13 protein-coding genes are annotated in these 14,106 nt (G+C 41.0%); 2 read left to right on the top strand and 11 right to left on the bottom strand.

All coding sequences use genetic code 11. From position 1 onward, the window contains the following. Positions 1 to 94: 94 nt before the first annotated feature. Positions 95 to 574 carry a CHAP domain-containing protein gene (locus F887_RS14770; protein WP_005291764.1) on the top strand — a complete coding sequence of 160 codons (480 nt, stop codon included), beginning with the start codon at positions 95 to 97 and terminating at the stop codon, positions 572 to 574. A gap of 16 nt (positions 575 to 590) precedes the next feature. On the opposite strand, the gene F887_RS14775 is transcribed toward F887_RS14770, so the two are convergent. The 7 genes from F887_RS14775 to F887_RS14805 all read right to left on the bottom strand — a co-directional run bounded on the left by F887_RS14775 (position 591) and on the right by F887_RS14805 (position 9,922). Next, a complete protein-coding gene (locus F887_RS14775) occupies positions 591 to 1,355 on the bottom strand; it encodes a tRNA threonylcarbamoyladenosine dehydratase (protein ID WP_005291762.1) in 765 nt (254 codons plus the stop codon). Between the two features lie 61 nt (positions 1,356 to 1,416). After that, on the bottom strand, positions 1,417 to 2,604 hold the full coding sequence (locus F887_RS14780) for an MFS transporter (protein ID WP_005291759.1): 1,188 nt from the start codon (positions 2,602 to 2,604) through the stop codon (positions 1,417 to 1,419). Between the two features lie 113 nt (positions 2,605 to 2,717). Next, complete coding sequence (gene acnA, locus F887_RS14785; protein ID WP_005291758.1) at positions 2,718 to 5,474, bottom strand: aconitate hydratase AcnA; 2,757 nt, start codon at positions 5,472 to 5,474, stop codon at positions 2,718 to 2,720. Between the two features lie 126 nt (positions 5,475 to 5,600). After that, positions 5,601 to 6,416 carry a TatD family hydrolase gene (locus F887_RS14790; protein WP_005291756.1) on the bottom strand — a complete coding sequence of 272 codons (816 nt, stop codon included), beginning with the start codon at positions 6,414 to 6,416 and terminating at the stop codon, positions 5,601 to 5,603. Beyond that, positions 6,416 to 7,327 carry an RsiV family protein gene (locus F887_RS14795; protein WP_005291752.1) on the bottom strand — a complete coding sequence of 304 codons (912 nt, stop codon included), beginning with the start codon at positions 7,325 to 7,327 and terminating at the stop codon, positions 6,416 to 6,418. Before F887_RS14795 ends, F887_RS14790 begins: the two co-directional genes overlap by 1 nt. Positions 7,328 to 7,435: 108 nt before the next feature. Next, the gene (locus tag F887_RS14800; RefSeq protein WP_032862750.1) at positions 7,436 to 8,263 is read right to left on the bottom strand and encodes a hypothetical protein; all 828 of its coding nucleotides are present in this window, start codon (positions 8,261 to 8,263) and stop codon (positions 7,436 to 7,438) included. Positions 8,264 to 8,332: 69 nt separating this feature from the next. Next, the gene (locus F887_RS14805; RefSeq protein WP_005291749.1) at positions 8,333 to 9,922 is read right to left on the bottom strand and encodes a peptide chain release factor 3; all 1,590 of its coding nucleotides are present in this window, start codon (positions 9,920 to 9,922) and stop codon (positions 8,333 to 8,335) included. Between the two features lie 314 nt (positions 9,923 to 10,236). Here F887_RS14805 and F887_RS14810 point away from each other — a divergent pair, with 314 nt between their 5' ends. After that, on the top strand, positions 10,237 to 10,623 hold the full coding sequence (locus tag F887_RS14810) for a carboxymuconolactone decarboxylase family protein (protein ID WP_005291747.1): 387 nt from the start codon (positions 10,237 to 10,239) through the stop codon (positions 10,621 to 10,623). Between the two features lie 147 nt (positions 10,624 to 10,770). Here the strand turns inward: F887_RS14810 and F887_RS14815 are convergent, their stop codons facing one another. The 4 genes from F887_RS14815 to F887_RS14830 form a co-directional block, all read right to left on the bottom strand. Beyond that, positions 10,771 to 11,661: a LysR family transcriptional regulator gene (locus tag F887_RS14815; protein ID WP_005291744.1), complete on the bottom strand. Its 891-nt coding sequence runs from the start codon at positions 11,659 to 11,661 to the stop codon at positions 10,771 to 10,773. 20 nt (positions 11,662 to 11,681) lie between these two features. Then, positions 11,682 to 12,407 carry a helix-turn-helix domain-containing protein gene (locus F887_RS14820; protein ID WP_005291743.1) on the bottom strand — a complete coding sequence of 242 codons (726 nt, stop codon included), beginning with the start codon at positions 12,405 to 12,407 and terminating at the stop codon, positions 11,682 to 11,684. 198 nt (positions 12,408 to 12,605) lie between these two features. Then, a complete protein-coding gene (bamE, locus tag F887_RS14825; RefSeq protein ID WP_005291741.1) occupies positions 12,606 to 12,989 on the bottom strand; it encodes an outer membrane protein assembly factor BamE domain-containing protein in 384 nt (127 codons plus the stop codon). A 73-nt stretch (positions 12,990 to 13,062) separates the two neighbouring features. After that, positions 13,063 to 14,106: YadA-like family protein (locus F887_RS14830; protein WP_005291739.1), on the bottom strand; the 1,044-nt coding region annotated here is incomplete at its 5' end.

Below are 14,106 nucleotides of genomic sequence, written 5' to 3'. Positions count from 1 at the left end.
ATTTTAGGTTTTTGAAGATTTATCGCTTACCATGTGCTTCGTTAGAGATTCTGGCACACGTTCAGTTGTTTTGAAAATGCGGTAGAGATTCACAATGATTTATGATGTACCTTCAGTAGACCACAGTATGATTCACCCACCCTCGCAACAGGTGGTTATTCCTTATCGAGAGATGCCAAAACTGCCATCGACTTCTGGAATTGATGTGAGTAAATTCTCTCAGAAGCTGACCAAACGTGCGTCGTATCGTAGCTCATCTCAATGTGCTAAATTCGTCAGGATCGCTTTACAATCTGCTGGTGCCAATATCGTTCAACATCCTGTTGCCGCATCAGACTGGGGTCGCACCTTACAACAGATTGGTTATCAGAAAATCACCCCTGAATTTAACAACCCGCAGCCAGGCGATATCTATATTATCCACCGCACCAAGAAGCACCGTTACGGACATATTGCCGGCTTTACAGGCTCACAATGGGTTTCTGACTATAAACAAACTAGCTATGACGTCTATAAAGATCCAAATGTCACTTATAGCTATTACCGTTTAGCACCGCAATATCCTCAGGCTTAATCCATCCAACGTTTATTTAAGCTCTGATTTTATCTAGTTTCTTTAAGACTTCAGCCACCGCGACCATTGCAAAGCTTGAAGTCACTACCACCGCCGAACCATATCCCCCACAACGTAGGCCAGCGCTTGGGCAAACCTCTGCGCTTGAAAATGGATTATCAATCGAATACACGCAAGTGATGCCGAATTTCTCTTTTGGTTTTTTACAAATCCCTTTCGAACGTAGTTGAGTGCGCAGTTTTGCCAACATCGGATCTTGTTCTGTTTTGGATAAGTCTGCCACTCGAATCTTAAGCGGATCCAGCTTTCCACCAGCGCCACCGGACACAATCAACGGGATTTTGTTAAAGCGACAATGCAACATCAAAGCAAACTTGGCTTTGACGTCATCAATGCAGTCTAAAATGATCGTTGGAACAGGATTTAAAATCTCTTTGACATTTTCAGGCGTAAGGTAGTCATCAATCACATTCACTTTCATACGTGGATTAATTTGTCGGCAACGCTCGGCCATAATCTCAATTTTTTCTTGTCCCAATGTCGAGCTCATTGCAGGCAGTTGACGGTTAACATTCGATGCCGCCACCACATCCATATCCACCAGAGTGAGTTCACCAATACCCGTACGAGCTAATGCTTCAACAGCCCAACTCCCCACACCGCCAATACCAATCACCATGACATGGCTTTGCTCATAATGTGCAAATGCATTTTCTCCATAAATTTTGGCAACACCAGCAAAACGGCGCTCATATTCATCATTTACAGGAACATCAGTCATAACAGGGCGATCTATAGCTTTCAATTAAAGCCGTATTTTAACGTGTTTAAACCCGTTTAGGTTAGCTTGATGAAACTTTGCTTGATGCTTGACCTTGGCGATTTAAAATCAGCAATAGAATAAAAACCATGAAGCTCATAAATAAAGCTAAAAGGTTGGCATTGATCCAGCCAAGACCACTCAAAATAGGGGCTGGTAAAAATGCGCCTAAGGTTGCAAATAAGGCAATTCCAGTCTCATTAATTCCTTGTACACGATGTTTTTGCTGCTCATTTAAACCAGCCAATAACGTCGATGCACCTGAATAAGCAAAATTCCAGCCCACACCGAGAACGATCAAGGCAGTATTAATATAGATTCCGACTTGTCCGAACATTGGAATTAAAGACGATAACATCAGTAAAGCAAAGCCCACATAAATTGTGGTGTACGTTCCCCATCGTTGAATCAGTTTAGAAACAAAGAATGACGGAATAAACATTGCCAACACATGCAACTGAATGGAGATCGAAGCATAGTGAAATGAATGATGTTCCTTTAAATGCAACGAAGACATAATCATCATCACATTCATAATATAGTAGGCAAAAGCACCACTGATCATGGCAGCAATAATCAAAGTGATTGGCAGCTTGCTGCGCTGAGTGGGTTCAATCACCATCTGCTGTGTCTGTTGGCGTTGGAATTTTGTGTTCCATACATACAAGATTGGAGATAACAACAAGGCCAAGACACTAAAAATGAAATAAATCGCGGTGAAATCGGGTAGACCTGCTACCTGCTGAAATTGAATCGCCAATAGGGGTGCAATAATTGCTGCAATCACTCCGCCCGAGATCACCATGGCAGTTGCCTTTGGAATCAAATCGGCAGCCAAACGATCAGAAGCAGCAAAGCGATAGAAATTCGCAGTCGAGATAAATAAACCCAGTGAAAAATGGCTGAGGCATAATAGATAAAACTGTTGCTGCTGTAATGCCAGATAGCCTAGAACACCAGCCAAAAACAGGCAGATACAACCAAACTGGAAAACCAGATGACGTCCAAGCTTTTTCATTAAAAAAGAAAAAATAAAAGTCGTCAGTAGCATCGCTAAAAACTGCAAACCATACGGCACTGTAGCTAAGGCCTGAGTTGGCGCTAGCTTTAAACCCACAATTGCAGCCACAGTAACTGACAAAACAGCGGCAATTAAATTAAATGCCTGCGCAGCCAAGAGATAATAAACATAGCGAGGTAATTGATTCAAAGCCTTTATCCAATTTGATCGGGCTTGACTACCTTAACGCTGAATACCTGAAATTCAAACAAAAAAAGATGAAAGACTCGCTTTCATCTTTGATTTATGAAATATCTTATCGCTTAAGCAGCAATCAGATTGCGTAATACATAATGCAAAATACCACCTGCTTTAAAGTATTCCACTTCATTCAAGGTATCGATTCTGCACAATACTTTAAACTGAGTTTGTGACCCGTCCTCCCGCTGTACTTGGATATCCAAAGTCTGATGCGGTTGGATATCATCGGATAATCCATGAATCGAAAGCACTTCTCGACCTGTCAGATTTAAAGATTGACGTGTTTGCCCATCTACAAACTGTAATGGTAATACGCCCATCCCCACCAGATTAGAACGATGAATACGCTCAAAGCTTTCAGCAATGACCGCTTTTACACCCAACAAGTTGGTACCTTTTGCGGCCCAATCTCGTGATGAACCAGTTCCATATTCCTTGCCAGCAATAATCACCAACGGCGTTTGTTGCTGTTGATAAAGCATGGAAGCATCATAAATGGCAAGTTTTTCACCTGTTGGAATGAAAATGGTATTACCCCCTTCTTCACCACCAAGCATTTCATTCTTAATCCGAATATTGGCAAAAGTCCCGCGCATCATCACTTCATGATTGCCACGTCGAGAACCATAAGAGTTGAAATCTTTCGGTTCAACCCCCTGTTGCTGTAAATAACGTCCTGCTGGACTATCTTTCTTGATATTCCCTGCTGGAGATATGTGGTCAGTGGTAACGGAATCTCCCAACACGGCCAAAATACGTGCCTGCTCAATATTGGTAATGGCTTTCGGAGGCTGATTGATTTCCTCAAAAAATGGCGGATGTCGAATATAGGTCGAGTTATCTTGCCAAGCATAGGTCTGGCTTTGTGGAATCTGGATCGCTTGCCAAGTAGCATCACCATCAAACACAGCGGCATATTCCTTATGGAACATGTCGGTATTCACTTTTTGCAGCACTTGATCGATTTCAAATTGGCTCGGCCAAATGTCTTTGAGATAAACGTCCTGCCCATCTTTGCCTTGGCCAATCGGCTGCGTAGTTAAATCTGTACGAATATTTCCTGCCAAACCATAGGCAACCACCAATGGAGGGGAAGCCAACCAGTTGGTTTTTACCAATGGATGAACTCGTCCTTCAAAGTTACGGTTTCCTGAAAGTACCGAAGCAACATTTAAGTCATGGCATTGAATCGCCTCTTCGATCGGTTCTGGTAAAGGTCCAGAGTTACCAATACAGGTGGTACAGCCATAACCAACCAAGTTATAGCCTAACTCATCCAAATATGGTGTTACGCCAGCCGCCGCTAAATAATCAGTGACCACTTTAGAACCAGGTGCCAATGAGCTTTTCACCCATGGTTTTCGTTGTAGCCCTTTCTCAATTGCTTTTTTCGCCAACAATCCTGCAGCCAGCATCACGCTTGGATTGGAAGTATTGGTACAGGAGGTAATGGCTGAAATCACCACATCACCATCAGTTAAGGGATATGATTTTCCATCAATGGTGCATGCGGGTTCTTCGTGCGCTAAATTTGCTTTCTTGGCTTCAACAGCAGTCCCTCCGCCGCCTTCATTTTCCAAACGTTCTTTGGCTTCTTTGGCGGGTTTGAGATTCAACTCCATCAATGCATTAAAGGTTTTCGGAACATCTGACAACAAAACACGATCTTGTGGACGTTTGGGTCCTGCCAAACTTGCCTGAACGGTACTCATATCCAAGCTCAGTGTATCAGTAAAGATCGGCTCATCACCCGTATGACGCCACAAGCCTTGTGCTTTACTATAGGCTTCAACTAAATCAATCCGCTCTTGCTTGCGACCTGTCAGGGATAAATATCCCAATGTCACCTCATCAACAGGGAAGAAACCACAGGTTGCACCATATTCTGGTGCCATATTGGCAATGGTGGCGCGATCCGCCAAGGGTAAATCAGCCAAACCATCGCCATAGAATTCAACAAATTTGCCCACCACCCCTTTTTGACGCAGCATCTGTGTAATAGTGAGTACTAAATCAGTCGCAGTAATTCCTTCATTCAACTTGCCTGTCAGTTTGAATCCGATTACTTCTGGAATCAACATGGATACAGGCTGTCCTAGCATCGCGGCTTCTGCTTCAATCCCACCCACACCCCAACCTAAAACCCCCAGTCCATTGATCATGGTGGTGTGCGAATCCGTTCCAACGAGCGTATCTGGAAAAGCAAAAACTTGACCTTCATCATCGCCTAACCATACTGCCTGTGCCAAATACTCTAAATTGACTTGGTGGCAAATCCCTGTCCCAGGCGGTACTACACTAAAATTATCAAACGCAGATTGTCCCCAACGCAGGAATTGATAACGCTCACCATTACGTTGCATCTCAATTTCGACATTCTCGGCAAAGGCATTTTCATCGGCAAAATGGTCGACCATAACAGAATGGTCAATGACCAAATCTACAGGTGATAAGGGATTGATGAGATTAGGATCACCACCGGCTTGAGACATTGCAGCGCGCATTGCAGCAAGATCGACTACCGCAGGAACCCCAGTAAAATCCTGCATCAGCACTCGTGCAGGGCGATACTGAATTTCTTGATCAGAACTTTTGCTTTTCTGCCAATCCACCAGTGCTTGAATATGCTCCACTTTTACACTTTTTTGATCTTCAAAACGCAGTAAATTTTCTAGCAAAACCTTTAAAGACTTTGGCAATTGATCAATATTGCCAAGTGTTTCAGCTGCTCGCGCTAAACTATAGATTTGATAGGATGTCGAACCGACGGTGAGTGTTTGTAATGCATTGAAACTATTGATTTTGCTATATCTGGCCATAAGGTTACCCTCCCAGTATTGGCTGATGTGTTTATTATGAATTTCTTACTTTAATGTACCCCTGTTTAAAGACAGATGTGTTCCCTTTTAGTATCTTATTTTTAACAAGATTATTTGCTTATTCTCTTAAAATTGTAGCTGCAAGGCCGTCAAAGAATTTTGCCATAGCTGAGTTGCAAGCTGAGCCTTAGACTGCTCAAGGCTTTGTGCCAAACTCTCCAATACATAAGGTAGGTTAACTGGTGTATTACGGGTGCGATGCTCTGTTGAGGTTTGACAACACAACGGCGTCATATCGGGACAATCCGTTTCAATGACCAAGTTTTCACTGCCAATCGCCTGTACCACTTGATGCAATTTTTTAGCATTTAGATTGGTGATTTGTCCCGTCACCCCAATTTTAAAACCCAATTTAACCAAAGCTTTGGCCTCTTCCACCCCACCACTAAAAGCATGGGCAATACCACCTAATTTGAATTTTTGTGTTTTTAAAATTGCAATGGTTTCAGCATGGGCTTTGCGAATATGTAGCAACACAGGTTTTTGATAGTGGGTTGCAAGTCCAAGCTGTTCAATAAAATAATGCTGTTGCTGAGCAAATATGCTTGGCTGTTTGTGTTGCTTTAAAAAAGTATCTAATCCAATCTCCCCCACAGCAACACAATCATGTTGCTGTAAGACCTGCTCTAAGCGGTGTAAATGTTCGGGTTGATGTTGTTCGATATAAAATGGATGCAAACCTGGGGCAAGATAAGATCGCGGTACATTTTCCCAATGTTGTAATTGCTGATGGGTTTGAATCAGCTCATTGAATCGTAGCTCAAGAAAACCGATCAACACCAATGCCTCAACGCCTACCTGTTTTGCCTGTACAGCCAGATGTTGCCGATCATGATCAAAATCGGCAACATCAAAATGGGTATGAGTATCAAACAATTGCATTAGCTTTGACTTGGAGTACTTGCAACAGGCGCAGAGGCTGCAGGTGTATCAATTTTAGGTAAATATTCAGGTTTCAATACACCTTGCAATTCACTAAATGGGATCACTAGACGTGGTAAGCCAACCACATAAGGTCCAATTTCATATTCACCATATTGCAGAATTAAACCTTGCTCACCCAACAAGAAGTTATCTGTCACTTGAAATGGCCAAGCCTGTTCATACTCCTTCGGATCAGTTGCAAGTTTGGAATCAACAATCCATGTCTTAAAGGCTTCATGCGCCAATTTATCTAAAGCTGCTTTCTGCTTCGGCAATAACAGATCATGCAATTGAATCTGTTTTTGACTCGCTAAATCAAAGTTATAGTAGCGTTGTGAAGTTGAACCATGCGCCCCACCCAAATAACTACTACTATTCAACACCACGGTTGCCAGTTTGCCTTTAGGCTGTAAAATTTTAGGCTTAATCATCAAACTAATCTGATGGCTACTGCTCAATGCTTTCAGTTCTTCATCAATTTTGACAAATGAATCTGCATATAATTGTGTTTGGCTGTCTAAACTTGATTTTGACTCCGCTGTCTTTGGCGTAGATGTAGCAGCCTCCGCATCAACCACCTCTAGCATTTTGCTGAGTTGGTCTAAAATCTGCTGATCCAGTAATTGATCAATAAATGGGAAATTACTTTGTAATCGTTCAACGGTAAAATCAGGACAGGTATTGCCCTTACATTCGGGTAATTTTACCTGAATCTTAACGGTTTCCCCTTGTAAAACGGGTTCAGCCTGTTGTTGTACAGCAGGTGGATCCGTCGGTTTATCCTGTGATTCTTTCGGCTCTGATTTCGGCTGACACGCTGCAAGTAAAATTGCACATGCAAGAACGCTAAATTTATAAAATGTTTTCATTTAAAACCTATCAGCATTGTTATTACACAGGATTTTTAAATGCTATCGAAGTTCATGCAAAACCGCTAGCAGCACATGCAATTTCTATACGAAACTCAAGCAACTAGATTAAAACATTTGCTGATAAATTTCAGGTTGCAGCATCTGTTTGCTTTGTTCCGTGGTTAAATAAATATCCAACTGCGGTGCATCCTTACTGATTTCATTGGCACGATAATGTAGTCCAATACCTTCACCATCAAAGAACCAATCTGCTTGTCCCCAATACAGTTTCTTTGGAACTTGCTTTTTCACTTCTGAAGACTGCTTCTCAATCCATTGTTGGTAATGCACTTGAATAATCTCGTTCAATGCATTTTGCTGATTCTTCTGAATTACATCCAAAATACTGACACTTTTTTGCAGCTTGCGATCGGCGACAAAGAAATAGAAACGATCTTTCACCGCAATATCTTCTTGTTGTGCATTTACTCCGACTTGCAACAACACATATTGATTACGCTGCGAAGCGATCCGTGTATTTAAATGCAATTCATACGCTTTATTTTTAGAATATTTATCCTGCCATTCATCTGACTTTTTCACATACGCATTAATGGCTTGTTGCAGGGTCAGATTTTTATTCAGCTCAATCTGCTGTTGAATCACATTGGCCTGATTTTTCGCAATCCATGCATTCAACCAATCATCCTGTGTCTTGATGGTTTGAATATCGACATCAATACAGTTTTTCTTTTCGCAGAAAGGCAAAGCATAATCAGCCTTTGCCTCTTTCATATTTAAATAAGGTAGAACTTCAGCTTTTTCAGTAGTCGCTGCGGCTTGCTCTTTGTTTTTGGCTGCATCGGTCTCGTTTTTGTTAGGATGATCACATGCCGTTAAAGCCATCATTCCAATCAATACACTGACAGCAAAAAGTGGTTTTAAAGTGTTCATCGCATCATCCTTTTTTTTTCGATTATTCAATTAAAAACAGCCTCTAATTAGAAGCTGTTTTTGTCTACTTTAGTGTTCTCGTGTGTTACGGAACTGAATATCTGGCCAGCGTTCTTGCATCAATTGCAAGTTTACACGGCTTGGTGCGAGATAGGTTAAGTGGCCACCACCATCAACCGAAAGTTGATCATGTGCCTTCTTCTTAAACTCATTCAGAATCTTTTCATCATCACAATGCACCCAACGAACTGTATGAACACTGACTGGCTCATAAATACAATCCACTTTGTATTCTTCTTTTAAGCGGTAAGCGACCACGTCAAACTGTAACACACCGACAGCACCCACAATCAAATCGTTACTGATTTGTGGCATGAACACCTGAGTTGCACCCTCTTCGGATAATTCTTTCAGACCTTTCTGTAGCTGTTTCGATTTCAAAGGATCCTTGAGGCGAACGCGACGGAACATTTCAGGCGCGAAGTGTGGAATCCCTGTGAAATGCAGATTTTCACCGCTGGTAAACGTATCACCAATCTGAATGGTACCGTGGTTATGTAAACCAATGATATCACCAGGCCAAGCTTCTTCAAGGTGCTCACGCTCACCCGCAAGGAAAGTCAATGCATCACTGATACGTACATCTTTACCAATACGTACATGATTCATTTTCAAACCTTTTTCATATTTACCCGAACAAATACGCATAAAGGCAATACGGTCACGGTGTTTCGGATCCATGTTGGCTTGGATTTTAAAGACAAAGCCAGTAAAACCTTCTTCATTGGCATCCACAATACGTTCTTGGGTTGGGTGTGCTTTTGGTTCTGGTGCCCAATTGATAAAGGTATCCAGTACATGATCAACAGCAAAGTTACCTAAAGCCGTACCAAACAGAACAGGCGTTTGTTTACCTTGTAAAAATAGCTCACGGTCTAATGGTTCATTTGCCATTTGGACCAATTCAAGCGATTCTTCAAAAGATGCCCACGCCAACTCACCTACTTTTTCACGAATATCCGGATAGTCATAGCCATCACGAACATCGATATCAGTAATGGTCGAACCAAAACCTGCTTTATAGACATACAGTTTGTTTTCAAGCAGATTGTAAACACCAGCAAAGTCACGCCCCATACCCAAAGGCCATGTGATTGGAACACAGCGAATATTCAGGACATTTTCAATTTCATCCAGCAACTCTAAAGGCTCGCGAATTTCACGGTCCATTTTGTTAACGAATGAAATGATTGGCGTGTCGCGCATACGACACACTTCCATCAATTTAATGGTACGTTCTTCGACACCTTTGGCACCATCAATCACCATGAGAGCAGAATCGACGGCCGTTAAAGTACGATAGGTATCTTCCGAGAAGTCTTCATGTCCCGGGGTATCGAGTAAGTTGATGGTGTGCTTTTTATAAGGGAACTGCATCACCGACGTGGTAATCGAAATACCACGTTCTTTTTCCATTTCCATCCAGTCAGATGTCGCAGAACGGTCAGACTTACGACTTTTGACCATCCCCGCAACCTGAATCGCCTTACCCCATAACAGCAGTTTTTCTGTCATGGTGGTTTTACCCGCATCGGGGTGGGAAATAATCGCAAAGGTGCGACGCTGGGCAACCTGTGCCGCTAATTCATCTTTAAACATGCTAAAAATCTACAATTTGTGCACCCATGTGTATCTGCAAAAAATGGCAAGAACAGATGGCGTACGAAAGAATTTAAAATTGGCGCAATTGTAGCAGATTTATCTGCTGTTGATATGTCTTCATTTATCCACAATTTAGACGCTCCCTGAGCTCAAAAATGTATAAACAGAATCTTCTCGGAATAACGTCGATCATTAAAAAGAGAGAACATTACAGTCAGTCTCTATGACTTTAGCTCATAGACTAATTGGGTTAGGATGAACTTATGTCGATGAACAAACTCAATCTTTTTCACAGCTAGAAGAGTAAAAATATGTCACAACAAGATTATGAAAATGGTTTAAAAGTTCGTACTGAAGTCATGGGGGAATCTTTTGTAAAACGTGCTCAAGACAATACCGTACCTTTTACTCAACCCTTACAGGACTGGATCAATGAACATGCTTGGGGGTCAACATGGCAACGTGAAGGTATCTTGCCTCGTAAATATCGTTCACTGATTACCATCGCATTTTTAACTGCACAGAAAAGTCCAACCGAACTCAAAGGACATATCCGCGGCGCATTAAATAATGGGGCGAGTGTTGAAGAAATCCAAGAAGTTCTACTTCATAGCCTTCCTTATTGTGGCGCACCAGCAACTCAGGAAGCCTTTCGTGCTGCACTTGAAGTCATTACTGAATACCAGAAAGATCTCTAAATCGCATCATTTGTAAAACACTACTAAGATTGTAACAAGACAGAACCAAGCCGATAAAACGCCCTAACTAAAAGAAGGATTTTATCGGTTTGATGCAAATCACCTTCCTTGCACGAACAAATCAACGGCAACAGAATTTGGCACTATTTAATGACTAAAATAGTGATTTTTCACCACTTCGATAAAAGCATTGGTTTCATCCATGCCAACATGCTGTGCTTTGACAATTCCGACCTGTAAAGAGAGTGAGAAATCTTTTAACTCGACAATCTCCAAGCCTTTTTTATTCAAGGTAGACTGATCAAAGAACGATTTCGGATAAAGACCGAGGCCATCTCCATCTAAAATACTTTGTAATTGAAGCTCTACGCCAAAAAGTTCTTTATTAATATAAAAACCCAGCTTTCTTTCATACAAGGTTTTAGCCAAGCCTTCTCTAAAACAGCAGCCATCTGGATGCAACACCCACCCTCTTTTACTGCACATTTCCAGACTATGGTATTTACAGGCATCACCTTTCTTGGCAATGATGACCAAAGGAAGCGTACCGACTTCGAAAAATGAAATATTGGTTGTCAAGCCAAGGTTTGATGGAATCATGAGTGCCGCTAAATCAATTTCTCCCTCGTAGACTTGTTGAACTAGACTACACCCCCAGCCACTGTAAATATCAATTTCATAATATGGGTTAAGCTTTTTAGACTGATGAATGACATAATCCAAAATATCATCGATAAAAGTTTGGGCGATTCCAACTTTAATATTTTTTTTGACTATCTCCCCATTTTCAGTATGGAAGTTTGTCAGTGATTCTAATTGCTTCAATATAAAACAACTTTTTAAATAAACTTTCTTGCCTAAGCTTGTTAATTGCAAGGGTCTCGTCTTTCGATTAAATAATACACCCTTAACAGCCCCTTCCATATGACCAATACGTTTTGTGACGGTAGATTGATTCACACCCAGTTTTTTGGAAGCAATTGTAATGGACTGATGATCAACTACGTATATAAAAGTTTTTAAATCCCTGATATCCAAAACTTTACACCTCCATTGAATTATTTTAAATGTTTCCTAAACTGACATGGGGAACATCCTGCCCAACTCTTAAATGCACGTGTAAATGCACTATGCTCTGTATAGCCCAATGTATATGCGATATCAGACAACCTGACATTTTCTTTTTTTAATAAAGCTAATGCTTTCTCGTGTCTGTTTTGCTTGACCAGCGACTTAAATTCTTCACCCTCATTTTTTATTTTTTTAGATAACACTCTTGGTGTGAGTCGCATTTTTTTGGCGACCTTCGTAAGATAAGGCTCTCCTTCAGATAAAATACTATTAATTTGATTATTCACTTTTTCAATAAAATCGACACCTCCTTTGGTCCAATATGCATAAGATGCCAAAAAGGCGTCTAAACAAAGCTCATCAAATTTCTTATAAAATGTTATAGAATTAAATAAACCACTTGAATATAAAGGGTCTTTATAAATTTCATCTATTGCTGAATCAAGTATGCATTGTGTATTTTCGACATCAAGATAATCAATCAAATATTTCATACCATTCAAAAAATCATGTAATAAAAAATCCTGACCGATTACCTCACACTTATAAATAAGGATAATTCTAAAATCATATGAGGATAAATTATCTATGAGAGAGAAAAATTTATCGACATCTAAAAGAAAAAAAATAACCGCATGTTTTATATCTTTATTTCCGACTTCAATAATATGCAGCTTTATATTTTTTTCACAATGTGAAAAAGTATGAAACATATTATTCATCTCATCTGTCAGCTTTTTAAAGCTTAGCAAAATTCAGTGTTGTTTTTTTAACACTTTATATCTTTTAAATAATCATTTTAGGAAAATTAAACATAAAAACTAAACTATAGCCTTATATGTTTAATTAACCCTAAAATTTACACAAACTCTGAACGCATAATTCCTGATGGATGATGTCTTGATTAGAGTCTAAACAGCGATTTCTTGACAGCTCTCATCTTTCCAGACAAGACGTTCTGCGATGTATTTTTGGTTAAAATCAATACGTAGCTGACAGCGTTTATACTCCTGCGTATTCGGTATCTGGATATCCAAGACATAATTCCATGTTTTGACTCCCATCACACCTTCCTTAAAATGTGGGTTGCCCAAAATATGACGTATCTGGTCTTTATTCAGCCCAGTATCTAAACGAGCAACATTGTTGTATTCATAACGTTTTACCAATTTCAAATAGCTTTTATTGAGTTCTGGAAACTCGATTTCCTGAGAATGTTGTACTTCCGCATTCACTTGGTTTTGCAAAAAACTACTAATAACAAAAGCCATCATTAAAGGCATGATCTTATTCATGTATTTATTCTCACTTCATTATTATTGAGGGAAAAGGGGGGAGCCTTTCGACTCTCCCTAAAAGCTTAGCCAATTAATCAATTACACCACTTAGGCCAAGACGGAAGCTTGGATCACCTTGTGAAGCAGCTGCAACACCACCAGTCAATGACCAACGTCCGTTATCTGCTGTCTTACGTAGCGTCGCACCAAATGCATTTTCTCCACCGTGATAAGCAGCGCCAACCGCATAGGTATATTTACCAGCGACAAAAGGCGCTGCCTCTAATGCAATTGCAGCAGCTACACCCGCATTGGCTTTTTTCTCGACATCATCAATTCTACGATTGGTGTCATAAAAAGCCTGTTGCATCTGATCACCTAAATTAGTGATACGGTTATCGAGGGCCTGATTGGCATTGTTAAGTGCTCCCAAAGCATCACCGACATTGTTGTGACTACCTCCCGCAACATTGTACGTCGGTCCTTTCCAACCCTTCTCAGGGTCGTAGCCAGCTCCACCACCTAATGCCGCACCGACATCTTCATAAGAACGATGTAGTTGTCCACCATTGATGCCATCCTGTGAACCCTTCTCAATCCTTCCATCTGCTACGCCCGTCACTTTCTTACCACCGGCATTAATGCCGTCAGTCGTCATGCTTGGCCCTGCTTCTCCTTTCGGTCCACTGATGCTGATGCCTCCACCTGTAATGGTCGTGGTACCTTTGTCACCCGCAACATTCACTTGATTGGCATTCACATCTTTCGCAGTCACACTATCCACACTGATGTCCTTGGCTAAACCAACTTCGTAGTCTTTGCTTCCATCTGCTTTGGTCGTTTCATTAACCTTAATGTTGCCATCTTTATTGCTTACAGAGGTTTTCGCAGCTTTGGCATCCTGTTTCACTGAGGCAATCGCATCATTGATATTGTTATGTCCTGTTCCTCCAACATCCTCAGTCTTAATGCTTCCATCTGGATTGACTGTTGTCTTACCTCCAATCGCTCCTGCAACACTGTCTGATACACCTTTGAGCTGACCGCCATTCACTGCATCTTTCGAGTCTTTGGCAACCGTACCATCCGCTACACCTGTAACTTTCTTGTCTCCTGCATCAATCCCTTCTTTGGT

Source organism: Acinetobacter sp. NIPH 2100 (assembly GCF_000369805.1).
GTDB lineage: Bacteria > Pseudomonadota > Gammaproteobacteria > Pseudomonadales > Moraxellaceae > Acinetobacter.
This window is presented reverse-complemented; position numbering and strand designations above follow the sequence as displayed.

What these genes read in the sequence shown, in the direction of transcription:
- F887_RS14770 (WP_005291764.1), top strand. Translation starts at nt 95, where the DNA reads ATGATTTATGATGTACCTTCAGTAGACCACAGTATGATTCACCCACCC.
- F887_RS14775 (WP_005291762.1), bottom strand. Translation starts at nt 1,355, where the DNA reads ATGACTGATGTTCCTGTAAATGATGAATATGAGCGCCGTTTTGCTGGT.
- acnA (WP_005291758.1), bottom strand. Translation starts at nt 5,474, where the DNA reads ATGGCCAGATATAGCAAAATCAATAGTTTCAATGCATTACAAACACTC.
- F887_RS14790 (WP_005291756.1), bottom strand. Translation starts at nt 6,416, where the DNA reads ATGCAATTGTTTGATACTCATACCCATTTTGATGTTGCCGATTTTGAT.
- F887_RS14795 (WP_005291752.1), bottom strand. Translation starts at nt 7,327, where the DNA reads ATGAAAACATTTTATAAATTTAGCGTTCTTGCATGTGCAATTTTACTT.
- F887_RS14800 (WP_032862750.1), bottom strand. Translation starts at nt 8,263, where the DNA reads ATGAACACTTTAAAACCACTTTTTGCTGTCAGTGTATTGATTGGAATG.
- F887_RS14805 (WP_005291749.1), bottom strand. Translation starts at nt 9,922, where the DNA reads ATGTTTAAAGATGAATTAGCGGCACAGGTTGCCCAGCGTCGCACCTTT.
- F887_RS14810 (WP_005291747.1), top strand. Translation starts at nt 10,237, where the DNA reads ATGTCACAACAAGATTATGAAAATGGTTTAAAAGTTCGTACTGAAGTC.
- F887_RS14820 (WP_005291743.1), bottom strand. Translation starts at nt 12,407, where the DNA reads ATGTTTCATACTTTTTCACATTGTGAAAAAAATATAAAGCTGCATATT.
- bamE (WP_005291741.1), bottom strand. Translation starts at nt 12,989, where the DNA reads ATGAATAAGATCATGCCTTTAATGATGGCTTTTGTTATTAGTAGTTTT.